We start from the raw sequence: 24425 nt of genomic DNA on the forward strand, positions 1-24425 counted from the left end.
GTTAGAATTCGCCCCGAACTGGATGACAGGGCGTTTAATCGTGGGACACATATGGTCTGGATTGATTACGCCATCATTGCGGTGATTGGTTTTTCCTGTCTGGTTAGCCTGATCCGTGGCTTTGTTCGTGAAGCGTTATCGCTGGTAACCTGGGGTTGTGCTTTCTTTGTTGCCAGTCATTACTACACTTACCTGTCTGTCTGGTTCACGGGCTTTGAAGATGAACTGGTCCGAAATGGAATCGCCATCGCGGTGCTGTTTATCGCGACGCTGATTGTCGGCGCTATCGTGAATTACGTGATAGGTCAGCTGGTCGAGAAAACCGGTCTGTCAGGAACGGACAGGGTACTCGGGATCTGTTTCGGGGCATTACGAGGCGTGCTGATTGTGGCCGCGATCCTGTTCTTCCTGGATACCTTCACCGGGTTCTCCAAAAGCGAAGACTGGCAAAAATCGCAGCTCATTCCAGAGTTCAGCTTCATCATCAGATGGTTCTTTGACTATCTGCAAAGCTCGTCGAGTTTTTTGCCCAGGGCATAAACCCTGAGATGTGGCTTAACGAGGAAAAGACGAATGTGCGGTATTGTCGGTATCGCCGGTTTCATGCCGGTAAACCAGTCGATTTATGACGCGTTAACGGTGCTTCAGCACCGTGGGCAGGATGCTGCGGGTATCATCACCATTGATGCAAACAACTGCTTCCGTTTACGTAAGGCCAATGGCCTGGTAAACGATGTATTTGAAGCCCGCCATATGCAGCGTCTGCAAGGTAATATGGGGATCGGTCACGTTCGTTATCCTACTGCTGGCAGTTCCAGCGCCTCTGAGGCACAGCCTTTCTACGTCAACTCACCGTATGGCATCACGCTTGCCCATAACGGCAACCTGACCAACGCTCATGAGCTGCGTAAGAAGCTGTTCGAAGAGAAACGTCGCCACATTAACACCACCTCTGATTCAGAAATCCTGCTCAATGTGTTCGCCAGCGAGCTGGATAACTTCCGTCACTACCCGCTGGAAGCAGACAATATCTTCGCTGCCATTGCCGCGACCAACCGCCAGATCCGCGGTGCGTACGCCTGCGTGGCGATGATCATCGGTCACGGCATGGTCGCCTTCCGCGATCCAAACGGCATTCGTCCGCTGGTGCTGGGCAAGCGCGACCTCGGCGATGGCCGTACCGAATATATGGTTGCCTCTGAGAGCGTGGCGCTGGATACCCTGGGCTTCGAATTCCTGCGCGACGTTGCGCCGGGCGAAGCGGTGTATATCACCGAGAAGGGCCAGTTGTTCACCCGTCAGTGTGCCGACAACCCGGTCAGCAACCCGTGCCTGTTTGAATACGTCTATTTTGCCCGTCCGGATTCGTTCATCGACAAGATTTCCGTCTACAGCGCGCGCGTCAATATGGGCACGAAGCTCGGCGAGAAGATTGCCCGCGAGTGGGACGATCTCGACATTGACGTAGTTATTCCTATCCCGGAAACCTCCTGCGATATCGCCCTGGAGATCGCCCGCATTCTGGACAAGCCGTACCGTCAGGGCTTCGTGAAGAACCGCTACGTTGGCCGCACGTTTATCATGCCGGGCCAGCACCTGCGCCGTAAGTCCGTGCGCCGCAAGCTGAACGCCAACCGCGCGGAATTCCGCGACAAGAACGTTCTGCTGGTGGATGACTCCATCGTTCGCGGCACCACCTCTGAGCAGATTATCGAGATGGCGCGCGAAGCGGGTGCGAAGAAAGTCTACCTGGCGTCTGCCGCGCCGGAGATTCGCTTCCCGAACGTGTACGGCATTGATATGCCAACCGCCAACGAGCTGATTGCTCACGGCCGTGAAGTGGATGAGATTCGCCAGATCATCGGGGCCGACGGCCTGATTTTCCAGGATCTGAACGATCTCATCGACGCGGTGCGCGCCGAGAACCCGGAGATTCAGCAGTTCGAATGCTCCGTGTTCAATGGCGTCTACGTGACGAAAGACGTTGACCAGCAGTACCTCGACTACCTTGATTCGCTGCGCAACGACGATGCGAAAGCCGTTCAGCTGCAAAACGATCTCGAAAGCTTAGAGATGCACAACGAAGGTTAATCTCTCAGCAGGTGAGGGCGCTCGCCCTCACTTGCAACTCCCCGCAAAATCCTGCACAGTCAGCCCAGAATTCAGCAAGGGCGAAATCATGAAACGACTCATAATAGGCATCAGCGGTGCCAGCGGCGCGATTTACGGCGTACGCCTGCTACAGGTTTTGCGTAACGTGGCAGAAGTGGAAACGCATCTGGTGATGAGCCAGGCGGCGCGGCAAACCCTTTCCCTTGAAACGGATCTCTCCCTGCGCGATGTCCAGGCGCTGGCGGACGTGGTTCACGATGCCCGCGATATCGCCGCCAGCATCTCCTCAGGCTCGTTTAAAACCGCCGGTATGGTGATCCTGCCCTGTTCAATCAAAACGCTCTCCGGGATTGTGAACAGCTATACCGACACGCTGGTAACGCGCGCGGCGGACGTGGTGCTGAAGGAGCGCCGCCCGCTGGTGCTCTGCGTGCGGGAAACGCCGCTGCACCTGGGCCATCTGCGCCTCATGACCCAGGCCGCCGAACTGGGCGCAGTGATCATGCCGCCGGTGCCGGCGTTCTATCACCGACCGCAGTCGCTGGACGATGTGATTAATCAGACCGTCAATCGCGTGCTGGATCAGTTTGACATCGACCTGCCCGAAGACCTCTTCACCCGCTGGCAGGGAGCCTGATTCTGTGCACAAATGCTGTGCATGAAAAGAGACGTTGCCCTGTTTCAGGGCAATTATGCAACGGCGATCATATCCTCGACATTTAATTCGCTTTTTCCCTTTTTCTCTTTCCGGTTCGTTCGGCAGACCTGCTATCTTTCACCATTAAGGCAATATCGCAACGTTTTATTAACATATTTAACGTCGAACTTTTGACCAGACGGCAATGTGGCATAAGACCTGCAAGAGAAGCCTGCAACACAACACACAACACAATACATAATAAAATCACGGTACTTGAGGGTAAATGTATGAAGAAGACGGTTCTGGCTCTGTCTTTGCTGGTGGGGTTAAGTGCGGCGGCAGGTAGCTACGCAGCGCTTCCACAGACGGTTCGTATCGGTACAGACGCAACCTACGCGCCATTCTCTTCCAAGGATGCGAAAGGCGATTTCGTGGGGTTTGATATCGATCTGGGAAATGAAATGTGCAAACGTATGGAAGTGAAATGCACATGGGTGGGCAGCGACTTCGACGCGTTAATCCCGTCGCTGAAGGCAAAGAAAATCGACGCCATTATCTCTTCTCTCTCCATCACCGAAAAACGCCAGCAGGAGATTGCCTTCTCTGACAAGCTCTACGCTGCGGATTCGCGTCTGATTGCCGCGAAAGGTTCCCCGATCCAGCCGACCATCGACTCGCTGAAAGGCAAGCATGTGGGTGTGCTCCAGGGCTCGACCCAGGAAGGATACGCGAATGCCAACTGGCGCGAGAAGGGCGTCGACGTGGTGGCTTACCAGAACCAGGATCTGATCTACTCTGACCTGGCGGCAGGCCGTCTGGATGCCGCGTTCCAGGATGAAGTCGCGGCGAGCGAAGGCTTCCTGAAGCAGCCGGCCGGTAAAGATTACGCCTTTGCGGGCCCGTCCGTGAAAGACAAAAAATACTTTGGTGACGGCACCGGCATCGGCCTGCGTAAGGACGATAAAGAGCTGAAAGCCGCCTTTGACAAAGCATTCACGGAGCTGCGCAAAGACGGTACCTACGACAAACTGGCGAAGAAATACTTCGACTTCAACGTCTACGGTGACTAACGCACCAGCGTGGTGCGTAGCGGGTGTGGATGATTCAATATGGTGCAATTTGTGCACCATATTGGGTCGCTACGTGCATACTTAAGCATTTATAATGCAAAAATTCCCGTCTGAAAGGCATTATTCTTTGCCTGACAGCGTGGATTAATGGCACATTAACCCCACCCCGTCGTCGTAAAAAAACCGTATGAAGACAGTTTGTTGAGGACAAATATGAAAAAACTCGTGTTGTCATTATCTCTGGTACTGGCCTTTTCCAGCGCCACCGCGGCCTTCGCAGCCATTCCGCAGAAAATTCGTATTGGCACCGATCCAACCTACGCGCCGTTTGAATCGAAGAATTCAAAGGGTGAACTGGTGGGTTTTGACATCGATCTGGCCAATGAGCTGTGCAAACGCATCAAAGCACAGTGTACTTATGTAGAGAACCCGCTGGATGCGCTGATCCCTTCACTGAAAGCAAAAAAAATAGACGTGATTATGTCCTCGCTTTCCATCACCGAGAAACGTCAGCAGGAGATTGCCTTCACCGACAAGCTCTATGCGGCCGATTCACGTCTGGTGGTGGCTAAGTCTTCTGACATTCAACCGACCCTCGAGTCGCTGAAGGGCAAACGCGTGGGCGTGCTGCAGGGCACCACGCAGGAAACCTACGGTAACGAACACTGGGCGCCGAAGGGGATCGAAATCGTCTCCTATCAGGGCCAGGAAAATATTTACGCAGACCTGACGGCAGGCCGTATTGATGCGGCATTCCAGGATGAAGTCGCGGCAAGCGAAGGTTTCCTGAAAACGCCGGTGGGTAAAGATTATAAGTTCGGCGGTCCGTCCATTAAGGACGAGAAGCTCTTTGGCGTGGGTACCGGTATGGGCCTGCGTAAGGAAGACAACGAACTGCGTGAGGCGCTGAACAAAGCGTTTGCTGAAATGCGCGCTGACGGCACCTACGACAAGCTGGCGAAAAAGTACTTCGATTTCAATGTGTACGGCGGCTAATCGCTCCGTCAAATAACGTGCGGCCCCTCCCGCTGGGGGAGGGGATAAGACACGGTTTACCACTCACGATACGACAGGGCTCGCGGTATGCTGTACGGATTTTCTGGCGTTATTTTACAGGGCGCGCTTGTCACCCTTGAGCTGGCTATCAGCTCCGTGGTGCTGGCGGTGCTGATAGGTCTGGCGGGCGCAGGGGCGAAGCTTTCGGCTAACAAACCGCTGGCGCTCATTTTCGAAGGCTATACCACGCTCATTCGCGGCGTACCCGATCTGGTGCTGATGCTGCTTATTTTTTACGGCCTGCAGATTGCCCTGAACAGCGTGACGGATGCGATGGGCATGGGACAAATTGATATCGACCCGATGGTGGCCGGTATTATCACCCTCGGTTTTATCTACGGTGCCTACTTCACGGAAACCTTCCGTGGCGCTTATATGGCGGTTCCCAGAGGACACATTGAAGCGGCAACCGCATTTGGTTTTACCTCTTCACAAACGTTTCGCCGGATTATGTTCCCGGCCATGATGCGCTATGCGCTGCCGGGCATCGGTAACAACTGGCAGGTTATCCTCAAAGCGACGGCGCTGGTCTCGCTGCTCGGTCTGGAAGACGTCGTGAAAGCGACTCAGCTGGCGGGCAAGAGCACCTGGGAGCCGTTCTACTTTGCGGTGGTCTGCGGCGCGATCTATCTGGTCTTTACGACCGTCTCCAATGGTGTGCTGCTTCTGCTCGAGCGTCGCTACTCCGTGGGTGTGAAGAGGGCTGACCTGTGATTGAGATTATTCAGGAATACTGGAAATCCCTGCTGTGGACGGATGGCTACCGCTTTACCGGCGTGGCGATCACGCTCTGGCTGCTGATTTCTTCCGTGGTGATGGGCGGCATTCTGGCGGTGTTTCTCGCCATCGGTCGCGTGTCGAACAATAAATTTATTCAGTTCCCGATTTGGCTGTTTACCTATGTGTTTCGCGGCACGCCGCTGTACGTGCAGCTGCTGGTGTTCTATTCGGGGATGTATACGCTGGAGATCGTAAAAGGCACGGAAATGCTGAATGCGTTCTTCCGCAGTGGCCTGAACTGTACGGTGCTGGCGCTAACGCTCAATACCTGCGCCTATACCACCGAGATTTTCGCCGGGGCCATTCGTTCCGTGCCGCACGGTGAGATCGAGGCCGCGCGCGCGTACGGCTTCTCCTCGGTGAAGCTTTACCGCTGCATTATTCTGCCGTCGGCGCTGCGCATTGCGCTACCGGCCTACAGCAACGAAGTGATTTTGATGCTGCACTCCACCGCGCTCGCCTTTACCGCCACGGTGCCGGACCTGCTCAAAATCGCGCGCGATATCAACTCCGCCACCTATCAGCCGTTTACCGCGTTTGGCATTGCGGCGGTGCTCTATTTAATTATCTCTTATGTTCTGATTAGCCTGTTCCGTAAGGCTGAAAAACGCTGGTTGCAGCATATAAAACCTTCTTCGACGCACTGAGAAAGATGATGGCTGAGAACAAATTAAACGTTATTGATTTGCACAAACGCTACGGCGAACATGAAGTGCTGAAAGGGGTGTCGCTGCAGGCTAACGCAGGCGACGTAATCAGTATCATCGGTTCATCCGGCTCGGGTAAAAGTACCTTCCTGCGCTGCATTAACTTCCTCGAAAAGCCGAGCGAAGGCTCGATTGTGGTGAGCGGGCAGAACATCAACCTGGTGCGTGACAAAGACGGCCAGCTGAAGGTGGCGGATAAGAATCAGCTGCGCCTGCTGCGTACGCGCCTGACGATGGTGTTCCAGCATTTCAACCTCTGGAGCCACATGACGGTGCTGGAGAACGTGATGGAAGCGCCGGTTCAGGTGCTCGGCCTAAGCAAGCAGGAAGCCCGGGAACGCGCGGTGAAATACCTGGCGAAAGTGGGGATCGATGAGCGCCAGCAGATGAAGTATCCGGTACACCTCTCCGGCGGCCAGCAGCAGCGTGTCTCCATCGCCCGCGCGCTGGCGATGGAGCCGGAAGTGCTGCTGTTCGACGAACCGACCTCCGCGCTGGACCCGGAACTCGTAGGCGAAGTGCTGCGCATCATGCAGAAGCTGGCCGAAGAGGGCAAAACGATGGTGGTGGTGACGCACGAGATGGGCTTCGCCCGTAACGTCTCGAACCACGTGATTTTCCTGCATCAGGGGAAAATTGAAGAGCAGGGGCACCCGGACGAGGTGCTGGCAAACCCGCAGAGCCCGCGTTTGCAGCAGTTCCTTAAAGGATCTCTGAAATAAAGAGGGCATCAGCCCGCAGTGCAGCCCAATCGCCCGGTGACGCTTCGCTTACCGGGCCTACAAAACCCCAGGCCGGGCAAACGCAGTGCCGCCCGGCATTCAGGCCGCACCACACTCCAGGCGATACACCCAGTCGTCATACCGCACGCCGTCAATCTCATACGCCTTTTCAAGCACCTGCGTGCGCACAAACCCGGCTTTCTCAAGCACCCGCACAGACCCGCCGTTGTCCGCCAGTACGTACGCGTTAATCGCCTTCACGCCGGTCTGGTTAAACGCGTAGTCACATACCGCGCGCAGCGCCTCGCTGGCGATGCCTTTTCCCTGCGCGGCAGGCACAACCGTGTAGCCGATGTCCGCCTCTTCACGATTCTCAGGGCTGATTTGCAGGCCGATATCGCCGAGTGGCGTATCTTCATTCAGAAAGCGGATCACGAAGACATGCTCCGCCATCAGGCGTGCGGCAAACACGCGTCGGGTCTCTTTCTCAGGCGCAATCGCGGCCATATAGCGCATAATGTCGCGGTTTTCGCGCAGCGAGCGGAAGAACGCCCAGTCAGAGGGTTCGAAAGGGGTGAGATGAAGCCGGGGAGTGGTGATGGTTGCCATTGTTACGCCATTTCATCGGAACATGGCATATCACTGTAACATATTCAGCGTACCACATCCCCCAGTGCCTCTTCTAAGTCATACCAGCGAAACGCAAACCCGGCCGCCTCCAGCCGTTTTGGCAGCGCGCGCTGACCGCCCAGTACCAGAACAGACGCTTCGCCCATCAACAAGCGAATCGCCGTCGCAGGCACGCGTAATATCGCCGGGCGATGCAGGGCATGGCCCAGCGCGTGGGCAAACTGTTCATTTCGCACCGGATACGGCGCAACCATGTTAAACGGCCCGCGCAGATCGTTATCCAGCAGCCAGATAATGCCGTTCACCATATCATCGATATGGATCCAGGCCAGGTACTGTCGCCCGTTGCCGATCGGCCCGCCGAGCCCCAGCCTGAAGGGCGGAAGCATTTTACCCAGAATGCCGCCTTTCGGCGCAAGCACCACGCCGGTACGCAGCAGGCAGACGCGGGTATTATCGCTTTGCGCCGCGCAGGCGATGCGCTCCCACTGGGCGCAGAGTTTATGGGTGAACTCGTTGTGGGGCGGCTCTTCCTCGGTCACCACCACTTCGCCGAGATCGCCGTAATAGCCCGTCGCAGAGCCTGAAATCAGCACCGACGGCGGGGTCTGGCTGTTGCGAATCAGCTCAACCAGCTTCTCGGTGATGTTCCAGCGGCTGCTGCACAACCGCTGTTTCTGCTCTTCGGTCCAGCGCTTATCGGCGATGGGTTCGCCCGCAAGGTTGATGACGGCGTCGAAGCCGTCCAGATTCTGCCGATCGGCCAGCCCTTTCCAGATATCGACTCCCGCGCCCAGCACCTGGCGCGCTTTCTCCGGGCTGCGGGTCACTACGGTAATGTCGTGATGCAGCGCCTGCAAACGCGCAATGAGATGGCGCCCAATCAGGCCTGTACCGCCGGTCAGCAGAATCTTCATACAACCTCCAGGTTTACGCCTGGCGTCGCCAGCTTAACGTCATGGAGACGGAGTCGGCATAGCGCAGGGCGTGAAGTTTATCGATCTCTACTTCAGCATAAGTGACCCAGTGATGATCGCGTGCGATATCGAGCACATCCTGAGTTAATTTCTCCAGCAGCGAGAAGCGGTTGTTTTCCACGTACTGGATGATGTTTTTGGTTATCGTGCGATAGTTCAGCGCGTCATTGATGTCTTCACTGGCCCGCGCTTTGTCTGCCGGGTAGTGAATCACCACATTAATGACAATATCCTGACGGTTGGCAATCTCTTCCTCTTTGATACCAATGAACGTGCGCAAGCGTAAATTTTTTATACGAATAATAGCGTCTGGCTGTGACATTGCAGGTCTTCTCCGTGTCAGTATTTCCCGCCCATAATACATGAGAGCCTCTCAGCCACCCAGCCTCATAGGTGATTAAACCTGCTGGATTTTTTGCATTGCGCGTTCGGTGGCCGGGCGGGTCCGGATACGCTCAAACCAGTTGTTCACCGCCGGGTAAGACGCTAAGTCAATCCGGTGTTTATCATGCGTATTTACCCACGGCCAGCAGGCGATATCGGCAATGCTGTAATGGTCGCCCCCGAGCCACGGCGTTTTCTCCAGCCGCTGGTTCAGAACACCGTAAAGACGCTGGGTTTCAACCTGATATCGCTCAATGGCGTAAGGAATAGTCTGCGGCGCGAAGGCGGTGAAGTGGTGGTTCTGCCCCAGCATCGGCCCAAAGCCGCTTGACTGCCAGAAAAGCCACTGCAGAGTGTGGTGACGCTCGCGCAGTTCACCGCTCAGCAGCTTGCCGGTTTTCTCTGCCAGATAAAGCAAAATTTCACCGGATTCAAACAGGCTTAATGGCCTGCCTCCGTCCGCTGGCTGGCTATCAATAATGGCCGGAATTTTATTGTTGGGCGAGATAGCCAAAAACACAGGGTTGAACTGTTCGCCTTTGCTGATATCCACGCGGATGATTCTGTAATCCAGTTCGGTTTCTTCGAGAAAGAGGGTGATCTTATGGCCGTTTGGGGTAGGGGCGTAATAAAGGTCAATCATTCTCAACTCCTGTCCATGCGAATAGTGGTGCCATGACAAATGAGTATAGGTGCTTGTTGTAAATCGTGAGTTTTCATCAAGTGACAGCGAAGCAAAGAGATTATATTTTGAGTAAAAACCGATCAGCCGATGAGGATGTTATGAACCAGCCCGTAATTACGTTGTGGTCCGATGCAAATTTCTTTTCTCCCTATGTTATGAGCGTTTACGTCGCGCTGGCCGAAAAGGGGCTCTCTTTTACGCTGAAGACCGTCGATCTCGACGGTGGTGAACACCTCAAACCCCAGTGGCAGGGTTACGACCTGACGCGACGCGTGCCGGTGCTGGAACTGGATGGTTTTGCACTGAGCGAATCTTCGGCGATCGATGAATATCTGGAAGATCGTTTTGCGCCGCCGGAATGGGAGCGCATCTATCCTCACGATCTGCAAAAGCGCGCCCGCGCCCGGCAGATCCAGGCGTGGCTGCGTAGCGACCTGGTGCCGATTCGCGTCGAGCGCTCCACGGATGTCGTATTTGCCGGTGTGAAAAAGCCAGCGCTCAGCGCAGAAGGCGTCGACAGCGCGCAAAAGCTGATTGAAACTGCAGCCTCGCTGCTCGCTCACGGCAACCCGAACCTGTTCGGTGAATGGTGTATTGCCGATACCGATCTGGCGCTGATGCTGAACCGTTTGATCCTCAACGGCGATGAGGTCCCTCAACTGCTGGTGGACTATGCGGCGTTCCAGTGGCAGCGAGCCTCCGTACAGCGCTATGTGGCACTCTCCGCTAAGCGCGCGGGCTGATAAGCCCTGACGCTTCAGGTATGATAAGGGGAGTTTTTTTACCAGGGAGTGACGGATGAAACTGATGTTTGCGTCAGATATCCATGGATCGCTGCCCGCGACCGAGCGAGTGCTTTCTCTGTTTTCGCAAAGCGGGGCCCAATGGCTGGTGATTCTGGGGGATGTGTTAAATCATGGTCCGCGTAATGCGCTGCCGGAAGGCTATGCCCCGGCGCAGGTGGCGGAAAAGCTTAACCCGTTTGCCTCGCGCATTATCGCCGTTCGCGGTAATTGCGACAGCGAAGTCGACCAGATGCTGCTGCATTTTCCCCTTACCGCGCCATGGCAACAGGTTCTGCTGGAAAACAGCCGCCTGTTTCTGACCCACGGACACCTTTTCGGCCCGGATAATCTCCCGGCGCTCGCGGCTGGCGATGTCCTGGTTTACGGCCATACTCATATTCCGGTGGCTGAAAAACGCGGTGAGATTTACCATTTTAACCCGGGGTCGGTCAGCATTCCGAAAGGCGGATATCCTGCGAGCTATGGCCTGCTGGATGGAAATACCCTGAGCGTTATCGCACTTAATGATCAGCAAGTTATTGCGCAGGTAGCGATTAATCCGTAAGTTACACCACAACTGCAAACGCGCCGAAAGAGCGCTTAGACGAGAAGGTTTCCCGATGGTGGAGCAGAATCATTTGGCAAGTACTGAATGGGTTGACATTGTCAGCGAAGAAAATGAAGTGATCGCGCAGGCGAGCCGCGAACAAATGCGTGCAGAGCGCCTGCGTCACCGTGCAACGTACATCGTTGTGCATGACGGCATGGGCAAGATTCTGGTCCAGCGCCGCACGGACACCAAAGATTTTCTTCCGGGCATGCTTGATGCCACCGCAGGCGGCGTCGTGCAGGCCGATGAAGTGCTGCTGGATTCCGCACGTCGTGAAGCGGAAGAAGAGTTAGGTATCGCCGGGGTGCCGTTTGCCGAGCACGGGCAGTTCTATTTCGAAGACGAACATTGCCGCGTCTGGGGTGGACTGTTTAGCTGCGTTTCCCATGGGCCTTTCGCCCTGCAGGAAGAGGAAGTGAGCGAAGTCTGCTGGATGACGCCGGAAGAGATTACCGCCCGCTGCGACGAGTTCACGCCGGATTCGTTAAAAGCGCTGGCGCTGTGGATGACCCGCAACGCCAAAAACGAATCCGCTAAGCCGGAAAACAAAGCGGAAAAAGAGGAAGAGGCTGAGTAAGCCTTAACAGCTTTCCCGCAGGCACAGGCTGGACGCGATGGGTTTTTGGTCGCGCCAGTCTCCGTCATTCAGACGTTCCAGTAGCGCTTTACCTGCCTCAATCCCAATCTTTCGATGCGGTACCGCCATCGTCGTCAGCGGCGGCTGGCAGACGCGGCTCACATCGCTATCGCCAAAGCCCACGACAGCCAGATCGTCCGGCACTTTAATGCGTCGACGCTGACACTCATACAGCGCGCCGCAGGCCAGCTCATCTGATACGCACACCAGCGCATCCAGCTCCGGCCACGCCAGCAAGAACTCTGGCAGCTGTGCCGCGCCGGTCGAGAAGCTCGGCGGCATCGCCGCGTTAATCACCCGGTTCGGCGACAGATGATGGCGCAGCATCGCCTTGTACCAGCCCTGCAAATGCTGCTGGAAAATCCACTGCTCCTGGTTGGCGCACAGCAGGCCGATATTCTGGTAGCCGCGCCTAATCACCATTTCCGTCAGCTCGTACATGGCCGCCACGTTATCGATCCCGATATTCATATCGATCGGATCGGCGCGCATCGCACCCATCTCCATTACCGGAATCGAGGCGTTTTTCAGCCAGTGGCGAACGGTGTCGGTGTGCTCGACGCTGAGCAAAATCGCGGCGGCGATATTTGACGCCAGCAGGGTCTCAAGCAGCTTCTCTTCCTGCTCAAGCCGATGCTGGGACTCTGCCAGCATAATCTGGTATCCGGCGGGCTGCAGCACCTGCTGTAGGCCCGCAAACATTTCAGAGCAACCGGCTTCGGAAAGGTTGGGAACAACCATCGCAATCGTCCATGAGGACGCGGATGCCAGTGCGCTGGCGGCGAGATTGGGCATATAACCCAGCTCCTGCACCGCAGCTTCAATTTTTTCACGCAGTTTATCGGAAACCTGTTCGGGCGTGCGGAGCGCACGGGAGACGGTCATCGTGCCGACTCCGGCAAGCTGCGCGACATCAGCGAGCGTGACTTTTCCGGTACTGCGCCGTTTTCGGGTTAAAGACATACACCTTCCTGCTGACCAGACGCGTTCTTTTTTCCTTCATTTCAGGTGACAGGCAGTATACGCCTTAAATCCCTTTTTTTGCTGTGATTTCACACCATGATTACATTTTGATAGCGCTATCACATTTCTGCATGTTGGTAATTGGTAGCGCTATCTTTGTGATCGCGATCGCAGTCAATGATTGATGGGTTGAATAAAGTTTGCCCATCTTTAGCGTTTGACGGGAGGGAAAATGCTCAAAAATTGGATATATGATACAACCATCACGCTGCAGGATAGCGTGGAAAGCTGGCCACAGGCGCTGGAGATATGCGCGAAACCGCTGCTGGATCTGCAGGTGATTGCACCGGAATACGTGACGGCAATCATTCAGCAGCACCATACGTTAGGACCCTATTATGTGCTGGCACCAGGGCTAGCCATGCCGCATGCGCGGCCGGAGGAAGGCGCCAAAGGACTGGGCTTGTCATTATTAAAACTAAAACAGGGCGTCTCTTTTGGTGCCGGAGAGTTTGACCCTGTCGATCTGATTATTATGCTCGCGGCACCAGATAAACATAGCCATATCGAAATGATATCCGCGCTCGCTGAATTATTTTCTAGCGACGAAGATATGGAGAAATTACATCAGGCGAATACCCTGGAGGACATTAAAGCCATTATTGACCGCTTCTGATTTAATTTTTTTTAATCCGATTATTCACAACATTACGCGCCAGCGTGATGGGGCGTGCTCTACTCAAAATAAGGGGACAACAATGAAAATCATGGCTATTTGCGGTTCTGGCCTGGGCAGCAGTTTTATGGTCGAAATGAACATTAAAAAAGTGCTTAAAAAGCTGGACATTGAGGCCGAGGTTGAACACTCCGATCTCTCCTCCGCCACGCCGGGCGCGGCGGACCTGTTCGTGATGGCGAAAGACATTGCGGCCAGCGCCAGCGTGCCGGAAAGCCAGCTGGTGGTGATCAACAACATCATTGATATCAACGAACTCGAAGCGCAGCTGCGCGCCTGGTTCGACAGACAATAACCCTGATAAGGCGAGGTGGATATGTTTATCCTTGAAACGCTGAATTTCGTTGTCGATATTTTAAAAGTCCCTTCGGTGCTGGTGGGTTTAATTGCGTTAATTGGTCTGGTCGCGCAGAAAAAAGCATTTTCTGATGTCGTAAAAGGCACAATTAAAACGATTCTCGGCTTTATTGTACTGGGCGGTGGCGCCACGGTGCTGGTGGGGTCGTTAAACCCTTTAGGCGGCATGTTTGAGCACGCTTTTAATATCCAGGGCATTATTCCAAACAATGAAGCGATTGTGTCGATCGCGCTGGAAAAATACGGTGCCTCGACCGCGCTGATCATGGCCTTCGGCATGGTGGCGAACATTGTCGTCGCGCGCTTTACCCGCCTGAAGTACATCTTCCTGACCGGGCACCACACCTTCTACATGGCGTGCATGATCGGCGTGATCCTGACGGTCGCAGGCTTCGAGGGAGTAGGGCTGGTCTTTACCGGTTCACTGATCCTCGGCCTGATTATGGCCTTTTTCCCGGCGATTGCGCAGCGCTATATGAAGCGTATTACCGGCAACGATGAGATCGCCTTCGGTCATTTCGGTACGCTGGGCTACGTGCTGTCCGGCTGGATTGGCAGCAGGGTCGGCAAAGGCTCGCGCTCCACCGAAGAGATGAACCTGCCGAAAAACCTCAGCTTCCTGCGCGACAGTTCGATCTCCATCTCCCTGACCATGATGATTATCTACCTGATCATGGCGGTAAGCGCCGGGCGTGAGTACGTGGAATCCACCTTCAGCGGCGGACAAAACTACCTGGTCTACGCCATCATCATGGCGATCACCTTCGCGGCGGGCGTGTTCATCATCCTGCAGGGCGTGCGCCTGATTCTGGCGGAAATCGTCCCGGCCTTTACCGGCTTCTCGGAAAAACTGGTGCCGAACGCGCGTCCGGCGCTGGACTGCCCGGTGGTCTACCCGTATGCGCCAAACGCGGTGCTGATTGGCTTCCTGTTCAGCTTCCTCGGGGGAATTGTGGGGTTGTTGATCTGCGGTCAGTTTAGCTGGGTGCTGATCCTGCCGGGCGTAGTGCCGCACTTCTTCACCGGCGCAACGGCAGGCGTGTTCGGTAACGCCACCGGTGGACGCCGCGGGGCAATGATAGGCGCCTTTGCTAACGGCCTGCTGATTACCTTCCTCCCGGTCCTGCTGCTGCCGGTACTGGGTGCGATTGGCTTTGCTAACACCACCTTCTCGGACGCCGACTTCGGCGCAGTCGGGATTGTGCTGGGCAACCTGGCGCGCTTCCTGTCACCGCTTGCCATCACCGGGCTGGTTGTGGCGCTGTTCGCGCTGCTGGTGGCCTACAACATCTTCGCGAAAAACAAACCTGCGGGTAGTAACGCGCAGGAAAATACCGGAGCCAAATCATGAATGAGAACGAGATAACCGAACTGGCGCGTCAGATCCGTCTTGAAACCCTCAAATCCCTGACGCAGCTGGGCTTTGGGCACTACGGCGGCAGCATGTCCGTGGTGGAAACCCTGGCGGTGCTGTACGGCGCCGTGATGAAGATCGACCCGGCGGATCCGGACTGGCCTGAGCGCGATTACTTTGTGCTGTCGAAAGGTCATGCAGGCCCGGCGCTCTACAGCACCCTGGCGATTAAGGGCTACTTCCCGGTTGAAGAGCTGAGCACGCTGAACCAGAACGGCACGCGTCTGCCCAGCCACCCGGACCGCCTGAAAACGCGCGGCGTGGATGCCACCACCGGCTCGCTGGGGCAGGGGATCTCCATTGCGGGCGGTATGGCGCTCTCGCACAGGCTGGTCGGGCGACCGAATCGGGTCTTCTGCATCGTCGGTGACGGCGAGCTGAACGAAGGCCAGTGCTGGGAAGCGTTCCAGTTTATCGCTCACCATCGTCTGAACAACCTGACCGTGTTCGTGGACTGGAACAAACAGCAGCTCGACGGCGAACTGGACGAAATCATCTGTGCCTTTGACCTGGAGGGCAAATTCCGCGCCTTTGGCTTTGACGTGGTGACGGTCAAAGGGGATGACATTCCGGCACTGCTGAAGGTGACTTCAAGGGTACCGGAGGCCGATGCGCGTCCGCGGGTGGTGATCCTCGACAGCATCAAAGGGCAGGGGGTGCCGTACCTGGAACAGCTCAGCAACTCGCACCACCTGCGATTGACCGCGGAGAGCAAAGCGGCCCTCAATGAGACGATTCGCCAACTGGAGGCTTCACATGATTAAGGTTGCACCGGCAGGACAGAAAGACGCCGTTGAGATGCGCAAGGTCTACGCGGGCTTTGTGGCAAAGCAGATTGAGGCCGGCAGCGAGATTATCGCCCTGGAAGCGGACCTGATGAGCTCAATGGCGATGGACGGCGTAGCGCGCGATTATCCGCAGCACGTGATTAACTGCGGCATCATGGAGGCCAACGTCATCGGTACTGCGGCGGGGCTGTCGCTCACCGGCCGTAAGCCGTTCTTGCACACTTTCACCGCGTTTGCCAGCCGCCGCTGCTTCGACCAGCTGTTTATGTCCCTGGACTACCAGCGCAACAACGTGAAGGTGATTGCCTCGGATGCGGGCGTGACGGCCTGCCACAACGGTGGGACGCACATGTCCTTCGAGGATATGGGCATCGTGCGCGGTCTGGCGCATTCGGTGGTGCTGGAAGTTACCGATGCGGTGATGTTCGAGGATGTGCTGCGTCAGCTTATCGATCTCGAAGGCTTCTACTGGGTGCGCACCATCCGCAAGCAGGCGCCGAGCGTCTATGCGCCGGGCTCAACCTTCACCATTGGCAAAGGCAACGTGTTGCGCGAGGGAAGCGATATCACGCTGATTGCCAACGGCATCATGGTGGCGGAAGCGCTGGAGGCGGCGCGCCAGCTGGAACAGGAGGGGGTAAGCGCAGCGGTCATCGACATGTTTACCCTGAAGCCCATCGATCGGATGCTGGTGAAAAACTATGCCGAGAAAACCGGGCGTATTGTGACCTGCGAAAACCACAGTATTCACAACGGTCTCGGGTCAGCGGTGGCGGAAGTGCTGGTGGAGACCTGCCCGGTGCCGATGCGTCGCGTGGGCGTGAAGGAGCGTTACGGCCAGGTGGGCACACAGGACTTCCTGCAAAAAGAGTATGGCCTGACGGCGCATGACATTGTGTCGGCGGCGCGGGAGCTGCTGTAATAAAAAAAGGCGACCGTGTGGTCGCCTTTTTGTTGCCCGGTAAGCGCCAGCGCCACCGGGCAAAACATTACTGCTGCTGCGAAGACTGAATCGCCGTCAGCGCGATGGTGTAGACGATATCGTCAACCAGCGCACCACGGGACAGGTCGTTCACAGGCTTGCGCATGCCCTGCAGCATTGGCCCGATGGAGATCAGGTCGGCTGAACGCTGTACCGCTTTATAAGTGGTGTTACCGGTGTTCAGATCCGGGAAGATGAACACGGTCGCACGACCGGCAACCGGCGAGTTCGGCGCTTTGGATTTCGCCACGTCAGCCATTACCGCGGCGTCGTACTGCAGCGGGCCGTCGATCATCAGATCGGGACGTTTTTCCTGCGCAATACGGGTCGCTTCACGGACTTTCTCTACGTCGCTACCTGCACCCGAGGTGCCGGTGGAGTAGGAGAGCATCGCTACGCGTGGTTCAATACCGAAGGCAGTCGCGGAGTCCGCAGACTGGATAGCGATTTCTGCCAGCTGTTCTGCGGTAGGATCCGGGTTGATCGCGCAGTCGCCGTAAACGTAAACCTGTTCAGGCAGCAGCATGAAGAACACGGAGGAGACCAGCGAGCTGCCCGGTGCGGTTTTGATCAGCTGCAGCGGTGGACGGATGGTGTTCGCGGTGGTGTGAACCGCACCGGAAACCAGACCGTCAACTTCGTCCTGCTCCAGCATCAGCGTGCCCAGCACGACGTTGTCTTCCAGCTGCTCGCGCGCAACGGCTTCGGTCATGCCCTTGTTCTTACGCAGCTCAACCAGACGGGCAACGTAGCTTTCGCGAACCACTTCCGGGTCAACGATTTCAATGCCAGCACCCAGCTCAACGCCCTGAGACGCCGCAACGCGGTTGATCTCGTCCGGGTTACCCAGCAGCACGCAGGTCGCGATACCGCGCTCTGCACAGATGGCCGCCGCTTTAACGGTACGTGGCTCGTCGCCTTCTGGCAGAACCACACGTTTGCCCGCTTTACGCGCCAGCTCGGTCAGCTGGTAGCGGAAGGCTGGAGGAGACAGACGGCGGCTGCGCTCGGAGGTCGCGGTCAGGGATTCGATCCAGTCTGCGTCGATGTAGCCCGCAACGTATTCCTGAACTTTCTCGATACGCTCGTGGTCATCAACCGGCACTTCCAGGTTGAAGCTTTGCAGGCTCAGAGAGGTCTGCCAGGTGTTGGTGTTCACCATGAAGACTGGCAGGCCTGTCGCGAACGCACGTTCGCACAGCTTGCTGATGCGCGCGTCCATTTCGTAGCCGCCGGTCAGCAGAATTGCACCGATTTCCACGCCGTTCATCGCCGCCAGGCAGGCAGCAACCAGCACGTCCGGACGGTCTGCGGAGGTCACCAGCAGGGAACCTGCGCGGAAGTGCTCCAGCATGTGCGGAATGCTTCGCGCGCAGAAGGTCACGGACTTCACGCGGCGGGTGTTGATATCGCCTTCGTTAACGATGGTCGCGTTCAGGTGACGCGCCATATCGATTGCACGGGTGGCAATCAGATCGAAGCTCCATGGCACTGCGCCGAGTACAGGCAGCGGGCTGGATTCCTGCAGCTTTGCCGGATCAACCTTGATGACTTTCGCTTTGGAAGAGTCGTCGAAGATTTCGGACAGGTCAGGGCGCGTACGGCCCTGTTCATCAACCGGTGCGTTCAGTTTGTTAACGATCACGCCGGTGATGCTGGTGTTTTTCGCACCACCGAAGCTGCTGCGCGTCAGTTCGATACGCTCTTTCAGCTGCTCTGGGGTATCAGTACCCTGAGACATCACGAAAACGATCTCTGCGTTCAGGGTTTTCGCGATTTCAAAGTTCAGGGACTGGGCAAACTGGTGTTTGCGGGTCGGGACCAGGCCTTCAACCAGCACCACTTCCGCGTCCTGCGCGTTAGCGTGGTAGTTGGCGATGATCTCTTCCATCAGCACGTCTTTCTGGTTGCTGGAGAGCAGAGACTCAACGTGGCTCATCTTCAGCGGTTCAGCCGCAGGAAGATTAGAGTTCTTACGCACGATGGTGGTGGTCTGGTCTGGCGCATCGCCACCGGCACGAGGCTGGGCAATAGGCTTAAAGACGCTCAGACGAACGCCTTTGCGTTCCATAGCGCGGATCACGCCGAGGCTGACGCTGGTCAGGCCGACGCTGGTTCCGGTAGGGATCAGCATAATAGTACGGGACACGGTTTATCCTCTTTCGTTACCGCCGCGTTGGGCGGGTTACAAAACAGCACCGCCAGCATTGCTGGCGGTGTGGAATCAGGCAGTCAGGCGGCACGCGTCTTGCGCGATGACCAGCTCTTCGTTAGTTGGGATAACGATAGCCGGGCGGGTGCCTTCTTTGTTGATGAAGCCAGACTTGCCGAAGCGGGCAGCCAGGTTACGCTCGTGATCGACTTCGAAGCCCAGTACGCCCAGTTTGCCCAGGGACAGTTCACGTACCATTGCCGCGTTCTCACCGATGCCGCCGGTGAAGATAACCGCGTCCAGACGACCATCCATCAGCGCGGTGTAAGAACCGATGTACTTCGCCAGACGGTGGCAGTAAACGTCCATTGCACGCTTCGCGTCTTCTTTGCTGTCGTAGTTGTCTTCAACGTAACGGCAGTCGCTGGTGACTTCGGTCAGACCCAGCAGGCCAGACTCTTTGGTCAGCATTTTGTTGATGTCGTCAACGCTCATGCCCAGTGTGTCGTGCAGGTGGAAGATGATCGCCGGGTCGATGTCACCGGAACGGGTACCCATCACCAGACCTTCCAGCGGGGTCAGACCCATAGAGGTATCAACACATTTACCGTTGCGGATAGCAGAAACAGAACCACCGTTGCCCAGGTGGCAGGTGATGATGTTGACTTCTTCAACCGGCTTGTTCAGGACTTTTGCGGCTTCCTGAGTCACATAGAAGTGGCTGGTGCCGTGCGCGCCGTAGCGACGTACGCCGTGCTCTTTGTACAGGCTGTACGGCAGGGCATAGAGGTAAGACTCTTCCGGCATGGTCTGATGGAACGCGGTGTCAAACACGGCCACGTTTTTGTCTTTCAGATTCGGGAAGGACTTCAGCGCTTCAGCTATACCGATCAGGTGCGCCGGGTTATGCAGCGGAGCAAAAGAGGCAGAGTCTTTGATGCCCTGGATAACTGAGTCGTCGATGACAACGGAGCTGGTGTATTTTTCGCCGCCGTGGACGATACGGTGACCAATCGCAGTCAGCTGAGCAGACAGTTCTGGTTTTTGTGCCAGAATAGTGTTAACGATAAAGTTCAGCGCTTCACTGTGAGCGGCGCCTGCACCTAAAGCCGCTTCTTGTTTGCTGCCGTCCATCTTCCACTTGATACGTGCTTCAGGCAGATGGAAACATTCGGCCAAACCAGAGAGGTACTCGTCACCGTTGAGCGCATCGATGATGGCGAATTTCAGTGAAGAGCTACCGCAGTTCAGAACCAGTACTAACTTACTCGACATGGAAGTACCTATAATTGATACGTGGCTAAAAAAACGTCAATGAGCCTAAAAGCGTAACGCAAGCTGACCCAGACGTTTATGATTAACATCATGCCAAACGAACATTCTGGCAGGATGGAAGAAATACCTATGATTTTAAGCCATTTTGAACATTTTTCAGACAATGGCATAATATGCGATAATTTGACGAGTTAACGCTTCTCGTCTACGGCCCTATCAGGCTGGCACAGAATACCCGATACGGGGTAGCGATGACAAAATATTTTGAACGTTGTCATAGCCTGTTGTGGTTTTGCACAAAAATTTTAATTTTTATATGTGAAGTTGAGGTACAGCCATGTCGACACCCGAAATCCCGTCCGTGAGCTTTTTCAGTCTGTTTCGTCGGGGACAGCATTACGCAAAGACGTGGCCAATGGAAAAGCGCCTTGCGCCGATGTTTATTGAGAATCGCACGATCCGCACCACGCGCTATGCGATTCGCTTTATGCCTCCGGTCGCTATCTTTACTCTGTGCTGGCAAATCGCCCTCGGTGGGCAGCTTGGTCCTGCCGTCGCAACGGCGCTCTTCGCGTTAAGCCTGCCGATGCAGGGGCTGTGGTGGTTAGGCAAACGCTCTATTACGCCGCTTCCGCCTTCTATTTTACACTGGTTTTATGAAGTGCGTGGAAAACTGGAGGAGGCCGGGCAGGCGCTGGCCCCGGTTGAAGGCAAGCCGGATTACCAGGCGCTGGCGGACACGTTAAAGCGTGCTTTTAAGCAGCTGGATAAAACATTCCTCGATGACTTGTGATTGATCATCGAAACGACTAACAAAAGAAGGCACAGTAACACACCGTTACCGTGTCTTTTTTTTACAGTGCAATGCGCTACAGGAGTCGAAAGATGGAAATGACCCATGCTCAACGTCTGATTTTGTCTAACCAGTACAAGATGATGACTATGCTTGATCCCGATAACGCTGCGCGCTACAGCCGCCTGCAAACCATCGTCGAACGCGGTTTTGGTTTGCAAATGCGCGAACTGGACCGCGAGTTTGGCGAGCTGAAAGAAGAAACCTGCCGCATCGTGATCGACATTATGGAGATGTATCACGCTCTGCACGTCTCCTGGACGAATCTCAAAGACCAGCAGACCATTGACGAACGTCGCGTGACCTTTTTAGGCTTTGATGCCGCGACGGAAGCGCGCTATCTGAGCTATGTTCGCTTTATGGTGAACACCGAAGGGCGCTACACCCATTTTGATGCGGGAACGCACGGCTTCAACGCCCAAACCCCCATGTGGGATAAATATCAACGTATGCTGAGCGCGTGGCACGCCTGCCCGCGTCAGTACCATTTAAGCAGCAACGAAATTCAACAAATCATTAATGCCTGACGGAGGTGCGTGTGCAGTGTAAAGGTTTTCTGTTTGATCTGGACGGTACGCTGGTGGATTCGCTGCCGGTGGTGGAGCGTTCTTGGTGCCACTGGGCCGACCGGCACGGCATCGACCATCAGGACGTGCTGAATTTTATCCATGGCAAACAGGCCATTACCTCATTGCGGCACTTTTTAGCGGGGCGTTCTGAGGAAGAGATCCAGGCGGAGTTCAAATACCTGGAGCAGATTGAGGCCACCGACACCGAGGGCATTACCGCGCTGCCCGGGGCGCGCGAACTGCTTGAGCATCTGAATGAAGCGCAAATCCCGTGGGCTATCGTCACCTCCGGCTCTGTTCCGGTCGCGCATGCCCGCCATAAGGCGGCCGGTTTACCGAAGCCTGAGGTGTTCATTACGGCTGAGCGCGTTAAACGCGGCAAGCCGGAGCCGGATGCGTTTCTGCTTGGTGCAGAAATGCTGGGCTTCGCGCCTGCAGAGTGTGTGGTGGTGGAAGATGCGGCCGCTGGCGTGCTGGCCGGGCTGAACGCCGGGAGCCACGTCATTGCCGTTAACGTTCCGGCGGGATCTCCACGCCTGGACGAGGCGGACTTTGTGATTCATTCCCTGACGGCGCTGGCGGTGTCAAAAGCGCCCGACGGAGTTGTAACCGTCTCGCTAAAAATGTAATCCCATGATATAGCCCCACGCTGCTGGGGCTTTTTTATGGCAAAATTTCTCATCTTCCACTGACAAGGATAGGTTGTGAACGGTGAACTGATCTGGGTTCTGAGCCTGCTTTTAATCGCCATTATTCTCTTCGCCACAGGCAAGGTGCGCATGGATGCCGTCGCCCTGTTTGTCATCGTCGCGTTTGTGCTGAGCGGCACGCTCACGCTACCGGAAGCCTTCTCCGGGTTCAGCGACCCCAACGTTATCCTTATAGCTGCCCTGTTTATCATCGGCGACGGTCTTGTTCGCACCGGCGTGGCGACCATCATGGGCGCGTGGCTGGTTAAGGTGGCCGGCAGCAGTGAAACCAAAATGCTGATCTACCTGATGCTGACGGTCGCCGGGCTGGGGGCGTTTATGAGCTCAACGGGCGTGGTCGCTATTTTTATCCCGGTGGTGCTGAGCGTTTCAATGCGGATGCAGAGCTCGCCGTCGCGCCTGATGATGCCTCTGAGCTTTGCCGGTTTGATCAGCGGAATGATGACGCTGGTGGCGACGCCGCCGAACCTGGTTGTCAACAGCGAGCTGATTCGTGAAGGGTTTCAGGGCTTCAGCTTTTTCAGCGTCACCCCGCTTGGACTGGTGATTCTGGCGATGGGCGTGGTCTACATGCTGCTGACCCGTTTTGCCCTCAAAGGCGACAAACAGGATAAGAATAAAGAGGGGTGGAAGCGACGTACCTTCCGCGATCTGATCAAAGAGTACCGCCTCACCGGGCGGGCGCGCCGTCTGGCCATTCGCCCCGGCTCGCCGATGGTCGGCCAGCGGCTCGACGACCTTAAGCTGCGCGAGCGTTATGGCGCGAACGTGATCGGGGTTGAGCGCTGGCGTCGTTTTCGTCGGGTGATCGTTAACGTGAACGGGGTATCAGAGTTCCGCGCGCGTGATGTCCTGCTGATTGATATGTCAACGGCGGACGTGGATCTGCGAGAGTTCTGTAGCGAGCAGCTGCTGGAGCCGATGGTGCTACGCGGCGAGTATTTCTCCGACCAGGCGCTGGATGTGGGGATGGCCGAAGTGTCGCTGATACCGGAATCGGAACTGCTGGGTAAAACCGTGCGTGAAATGGGTTTCCGTACCCGCTATGGCCTGAACGTAGTGGGGCTGAAGCGTGATGGCGTGGCGATGGAAGGGGCCGTCGTCGATGAGCCGATCCTGCTGGGAGATATCTTCCTCGTGGTCGGCAACTGGAAGCTGATAAGCCAGCTCGGGCAAAAAGGGCGTGATTTTGTGGTGCTCAACATGCCGGTCGAGGAGAGCGATGCCTCCCCGGCGCACAGCCAGGCGCCCCATGCGATTTTCTGTCTGGTACTGATGGTGGCGCTGATGCTGACCGATGAAATCCCTAATCCGGTCGCAGCCATTATCGCCTGCCTGCTGATGGGGAAATTCCGCTGCATTGACGCCGAAAGCGCGTATAAAGCCATTCACTGGCCGAGCATTATTCTTATCGTCGGGATGATGCCCTTTGCCCTGGCACTGCAAAAAACCGGCGGGGTGGATCTGATCGTAAAAGGCTTGATGGACGTGGGCGGCGGGTATGGACCGTACATGATGATGGTCTGTCTGTTTGTCATGTGCGCCACGATAGGGTTATTTATCTCGAATACCGCGACGGCGGTGCTGATGGCGCCCATTGCGCTGGCGATGGCGAAATCTATGGGCGTGTCGCCGTACCCGTTTGCGATGATGGTCGCGATGGCGGCATCCGCGGCGTTTATGACGCCGGTTTCATCGCCGGTGAACACGCTGGTGCTGGGGCCGGGGAATTATAAGTTCAGCGATTTCGTGAAGCTGGGCGTGCCGTTCACCGTGCTGGTGATGGTGGTGTGCGTGGTGTTAATTCCGGTGTTATTCCCGTTTTAGCGTG

27 protein-coding genes are annotated in these 24425 nt (G+C 56.1%); 20 read left to right on the top strand and 7 right to left on the bottom strand.

From position 1 onward, the window contains the following. Positions 1-51 precede the first annotated feature (51 nt). From cvpA to hisP, 8 genes are all read left to right on the top strand, one after another. Complete coding sequence (cvpA, locus tag IM291_RS07400; RefSeq protein ID WP_000262116.1) at positions 52-540, top strand: colicin V production protein; 489 nt, start codon at positions 52-54, stop codon at positions 538-540. A gap of 33 nt (positions 541-573) precedes the next feature. Next, positions 574-2091: an amidophosphoribosyltransferase gene (gene purF / locus IM291_RS07405; protein ID WP_014884664.1), complete on the top strand. Its 1518-nt coding sequence runs from the start codon at positions 574-576 to the stop codon at positions 2089-2091. A gap of 88 nt (positions 2092-2179) precedes the next feature. Continuing rightward, positions 2180-2749, top strand: a complete 570-nt coding sequence (locus IM291_RS07410) for a UbiX family flavin prenyltransferase (protein WP_048958028.1) — start codon at positions 2180-2182, stop codon at positions 2747-2749. Between the two features lie 290 nt (positions 2750-3039). Beyond that, positions 3040-3822 carry a lysine/arginine/ornithine ABC transporter substrate-binding protein ArgT gene (gene argT / locus IM291_RS07415; RefSeq protein WP_028013956.1) on the top strand — a complete coding sequence of 261 codons (783 nt, stop codon included), beginning with the start codon at positions 3040-3042 and terminating at the stop codon, positions 3820-3822. A gap of 213 nt (positions 3823-4035) precedes the next feature. Continuing rightward, positions 4036-4818: a histidine ABC transporter substrate-binding protein HisJ gene (gene hisJ / locus IM291_RS07420; RefSeq protein WP_028013955.1), complete on the top strand. Its 783-nt coding sequence runs from the start codon at positions 4036-4038 to the stop codon at positions 4816-4818. Positions 4819-4905: 87 nt separating this feature from the next. Further along, a complete protein-coding gene (locus IM291_RS07425) occupies positions 4906-5592 on the top strand; it encodes a histidine ABC transporter permease HisQ (RefSeq protein WP_028013954.1) in 687 nt (228 codons plus the stop codon). Further along, positions 5589-6305 carry an ABC transporter permease gene (locus IM291_RS07430; protein ID WP_028013953.1) on the top strand — a complete coding sequence of 239 codons (717 nt, stop codon included), beginning with the start codon at positions 5589-5591 and terminating at the stop codon, positions 6303-6305. The genes IM291_RS07425 and IM291_RS07430 overlap by 4 nt, the downstream gene beginning before the upstream one ends. A gap of 8 nt (positions 6306-6313) precedes the next feature. Further along, positions 6314-7087: a histidine ABC transporter ATP-binding protein HisP gene (gene hisP / locus IM291_RS07435; RefSeq protein WP_028016220.1), complete on the top strand. Its 774-nt coding sequence runs from the start codon at positions 6314-6316 to the stop codon at positions 7085-7087. A 99-nt stretch (positions 7088-7186) separates the two neighbouring features. On the opposite strand, the gene IM291_RS07440 is transcribed toward hisP, so the two are convergent. The 4 genes from IM291_RS07440 to yfcG all read right to left on the bottom strand — a co-directional run bounded on the left by IM291_RS07440 (position 7187) and on the right by yfcG (position 9721). Beyond that, a complete protein-coding gene (locus tag IM291_RS07440) occupies positions 7187-7696 on the bottom strand; it encodes a GNAT family N-acetyltransferase (RefSeq protein ID WP_047367996.1) in 510 nt (169 codons plus the stop codon). 44 nt (positions 7697-7740) lie between these two features. Next, on the bottom strand, positions 7741-8634 hold the full coding sequence (locus IM291_RS07445; protein ID WP_047367995.1) for a TIGR01777 family oxidoreductase: 894 nt from the start codon (positions 8632-8634) through the stop codon (positions 7741-7743). A 13-nt stretch (positions 8635-8647) separates the two neighbouring features. Then, positions 8648-9016 (bottom strand): dihydroneopterin triphosphate 2'-epimerase, encoded by a 369-nt coding sequence (gene folX / locus IM291_RS07450; RefSeq protein WP_028013950.1) that lies wholly within the window; start codon positions 9014-9016, stop codon positions 8648-8650. A 75-nt stretch (positions 9017-9091) separates the two neighbouring features. Next, positions 9092-9721: a GSH-dependent disulfide bond oxidoreductase gene (gene yfcG, locus IM291_RS07455; protein ID WP_192986476.1), complete on the bottom strand. Its 630-nt coding sequence runs from the start codon at positions 9719-9721 to the stop codon at positions 9092-9094. A gap of 140 nt (positions 9722-9861) precedes the next feature. Here yfcG and yfcF point away from each other — a divergent pair, with 140 nt between their 5' ends. The 3 genes from yfcF to yfcD are packed head-to-tail and all read left to right on the top strand — an operon-like array spanning position 9862 to position 11735. After that, a complete protein-coding gene (gene yfcF / locus IM291_RS07460; protein ID WP_047367994.1) occupies positions 9862-10506 on the top strand; it encodes a glutathione transferase in 645 nt (214 codons plus the stop codon). A gap of 55 nt (positions 10507-10561) precedes the next feature. Next, entirely contained in the window at positions 10562-11113 is a 552-nt protein-coding gene (gene yfcE / locus IM291_RS07465) for a phosphodiesterase (protein ID WP_028013947.1), read from the top strand. 55 nt (positions 11114-11168) lie between these two features. Beyond that, on the top strand, positions 11169-11735 hold the full coding sequence (yfcD, locus tag IM291_RS07470; protein WP_006811396.1) for an NUDIX hydrolase YfcD: 567 nt from the start codon (positions 11169-11171) through the stop codon (positions 11733-11735). Between the two features lie 3 nt (positions 11736-11738). Here the strand turns inward: yfcD and IM291_RS07475 are convergent, their stop codons facing one another. Beyond that, complete coding sequence (locus IM291_RS07475) at positions 11739-12758, bottom strand: LacI family DNA-binding transcriptional regulator (RefSeq protein WP_041908911.1); 1020 nt, start codon at positions 12756-12758, stop codon at positions 11739-11741. A 232-nt stretch (positions 12759-12990) separates the two neighbouring features. Between IM291_RS07475 and IM291_RS07480 the strand changes: the two genes are divergently transcribed. The 5 genes from IM291_RS07480 to IM291_RS07500 all read left to right on the top strand — a co-directional run bounded on the left by IM291_RS07480 (position 12991) and on the right by IM291_RS07500 (position 16975). Next, the gene (locus IM291_RS07480) at positions 12991-13434 is read left to right on the top strand and encodes a PTS sugar transporter subunit IIA (RefSeq protein ID WP_059357079.1); all 444 of its coding nucleotides are present in this window, start codon (positions 12991-12993) and stop codon (positions 13432-13434) included. An 82-nt stretch (positions 13435-13516) separates the two neighbouring features. Beyond that, positions 13517-13789, top strand: a complete 273-nt coding sequence (locus tag IM291_RS07485; RefSeq protein ID WP_041908914.1) for a PTS sugar transporter subunit IIB — start codon at positions 13517-13519, stop codon at positions 13787-13789. A 21-nt stretch (positions 13790-13810) separates the two neighbouring features. Next, positions 13811-15202, top strand: a complete 1392-nt coding sequence (locus tag IM291_RS07490) for a PTS ascorbate transporter subunit IIC (RefSeq protein WP_045631476.1) — start codon at positions 13811-13813, stop codon at positions 15200-15202. Continuing rightward, complete coding sequence (locus IM291_RS07495) at positions 15199-16029, top strand: transketolase (protein WP_192986478.1); 831 nt, start codon at positions 15199-15201, stop codon at positions 16027-16029. The genes IM291_RS07490 and IM291_RS07495 overlap by 4 nt, the downstream gene beginning before the upstream one ends. Next, on the top strand, positions 16022-16975 hold the full coding sequence (locus IM291_RS07500) for a transketolase family protein (RefSeq protein ID WP_192986480.1): 954 nt from the start codon (positions 16022-16024) through the stop codon (positions 16973-16975). The genes IM291_RS07495 and IM291_RS07500 overlap by 8 nt, the downstream gene beginning before the upstream one ends. A gap of 67 nt (positions 16976-17042) precedes the next feature. On the opposite strand, the gene pta is transcribed toward IM291_RS07500, so the two are convergent. Together pta and ackA are read right to left on the bottom strand one after the other, a co-directional pair. Continuing rightward, on the bottom strand, positions 17043-19184 hold the full coding sequence (gene pta / locus IM291_RS07505; RefSeq protein WP_047363549.1) for a phosphate acetyltransferase: 2142 nt from the start codon (positions 19182-19184) through the stop codon (positions 17043-17045). A 75-nt stretch (positions 19185-19259) separates the two neighbouring features. Continuing rightward, a complete protein-coding gene (ackA, locus tag IM291_RS07510) occupies positions 19260-20462 on the bottom strand; it encodes an acetate kinase (protein ID WP_041908924.1) in 1203 nt (400 codons plus the stop codon). A gap of 337 nt (positions 20463-20799) precedes the next feature. Here ackA and yfbV point away from each other — a divergent pair, with 337 nt between their 5' ends. The 4 genes from yfbV (at position 20800) to IM291_RS07530 (ending at position 24421) form a co-directional block, all read left to right on the top strand. Then, positions 20800-21255, top strand: a complete 456-nt coding sequence (gene yfbV / locus IM291_RS07515) for a terminus macrodomain insulation protein YfbV (protein WP_192986482.1) — start codon at positions 20800-20802, stop codon at positions 21253-21255. A 92-nt stretch (positions 21256-21347) separates the two neighbouring features. Then, on the top strand, positions 21348-21842 hold the full coding sequence (locus IM291_RS07520) for a YfbU family protein (RefSeq protein ID WP_003861461.1): 495 nt from the start codon (positions 21348-21350) through the stop codon (positions 21840-21842). An 11-nt stretch (positions 21843-21853) separates the two neighbouring features. Then, on the top strand, positions 21854-22513 hold the full coding sequence (locus IM291_RS07525) for a sugar phosphatase (RefSeq protein WP_041908926.1): 660 nt from the start codon (positions 21854-21856) through the stop codon (positions 22511-22513). Positions 22514-22588: 75 nt separating this feature from the next. Then, positions 22589-24421: an SLC13 family permease gene (locus IM291_RS07530; RefSeq protein ID WP_028013936.1), complete on the top strand. Its 1833-nt coding sequence runs from the start codon at positions 22589-22591 to the stop codon at positions 24419-24421. Positions 24422-24425 lie beyond the last annotated feature (4 nt).

Source organism: Enterobacter cloacae complex sp. P27C (assembly GCF_014895705.1).
GTDB classification, from domain to species: domain Bacteria; phylum Pseudomonadota; class Gammaproteobacteria; order Enterobacterales; family Enterobacteriaceae; genus Enterobacter; species Enterobacter bugandensis.

Bases quoted from the DNA above. Each gene is read 5' to 3' on its own strand.
- yfcF (WP_047367994.1), top strand. From the start codon at position 9,862: ATGAACCAGCCCGTAATTACGTTGTGGTCCGATGCAAATTTCTTTTCT.
- cvpA (WP_000262116.1), top strand. From the start codon at position 52: ATGGTCTGGATTGATTACGCCATCATTGCGGTGATTGGTTTTTCCTGT.
- IM291_RS07520 (WP_003861461.1), top strand. From the start codon at position 21,348: ATGGAAATGACCCATGCTCAACGTCTGATTTTGTCTAACCAGTACAAG.
- IM291_RS07445 (WP_047367995.1), bottom strand. From the start codon at position 8,634: ATGAAGATTCTGCTGACCGGCGGTACAGGCCTGATTGGGCGCCATCTC.
- ackA (WP_041908924.1), bottom strand. From the start codon at position 20,462: ATGTCGAGTAAGTTAGTACTGGTTCTGAACTGCGGTAGCTCTTCACTG.
- yfcD (WP_006811396.1), top strand. From the start codon at position 11,169: ATGGTGGAGCAGAATCATTTGGCAAGTACTGAATGGGTTGACATTGTC.
- IM291_RS07500 (WP_192986480.1), top strand. From the start codon at position 16,022: ATGATTAAGGTTGCACCGGCAGGACAGAAAGACGCCGTTGAGATGCGC.
- IM291_RS07480 (WP_059357079.1), top strand. From the start codon at position 12,991: ATGCTCAAAAATTGGATATATGATACAACCATCACGCTGCAGGATAGC.
- IM291_RS07410 (WP_048958028.1), top strand. From the start codon at position 2,180: ATGAAACGACTCATAATAGGCATCAGCGGTGCCAGCGGCGCGATTTAC.
- yfcE (WP_028013947.1), top strand. From the start codon at position 10,562: ATGAAACTGATGTTTGCGTCAGATATCCATGGATCGCTGCCCGCGACC.
- IM291_RS07485 (WP_041908914.1), top strand. From the start codon at position 13,517: ATGAAAATCATGGCTATTTGCGGTTCTGGCCTGGGCAGCAGTTTTATG.
- IM291_RS07440 (WP_047367996.1), bottom strand. From the start codon at position 7,696: ATGGCAACCATCACCACTCCCCGGCTTCATCTCACCCCTTTCGAACCC.
- IM291_RS07475 (WP_041908911.1), bottom strand. From the start codon at position 12,758: ATGTCTTTAACCCGAAAACGGCGCAGTACCGGAAAAGTCACGCTCGCT.
- IM291_RS07495 (WP_192986478.1), top strand. From the start codon at position 15,199: ATGAATGAGAACGAGATAACCGAACTGGCGCGTCAGATCCGTCTTGAA.
- IM291_RS07425 (WP_028013954.1), top strand. From the start codon at position 4,906: ATGCTGTACGGATTTTCTGGCGTTATTTTACAGGGCGCGCTTGTCACC.
- folX (WP_028013950.1), bottom strand. From the start codon at position 9,016: ATGTCACAGCCAGACGCTATTATTCGTATAAAAAATTTACGCTTGCGC.
- hisP (WP_028016220.1), top strand. From the start codon at position 6,314: ATGGCTGAGAACAAATTAAACGTTATTGATTTGCACAAACGCTACGGC.
- IM291_RS07490 (WP_045631476.1), top strand. From the start codon at position 13,811: ATGTTTATCCTTGAAACGCTGAATTTCGTTGTCGATATTTTAAAAGTC.
- purF (WP_014884664.1), top strand. From the start codon at position 574: ATGTGCGGTATTGTCGGTATCGCCGGTTTCATGCCGGTAAACCAGTCG.
- hisJ (WP_028013955.1), top strand. From the start codon at position 4,036: ATGAAAAAACTCGTGTTGTCATTATCTCTGGTACTGGCCTTTTCCAGC.
- yfbV (WP_192986482.1), top strand. From the start codon at position 20,800: ATGTCGACACCCGAAATCCCGTCCGTGAGCTTTTTCAGTCTGTTTCGT.
- yfcG (WP_192986476.1), bottom strand. From the start codon at position 9,721: ATGATTGACCTTTATTACGCCCCTACCCCAAACGGCCATAAGATCACC.
- argT (WP_028013956.1), top strand. From the start codon at position 3,040: ATGAAGAAGACGGTTCTGGCTCTGTCTTTGCTGGTGGGGTTAAGTGCG.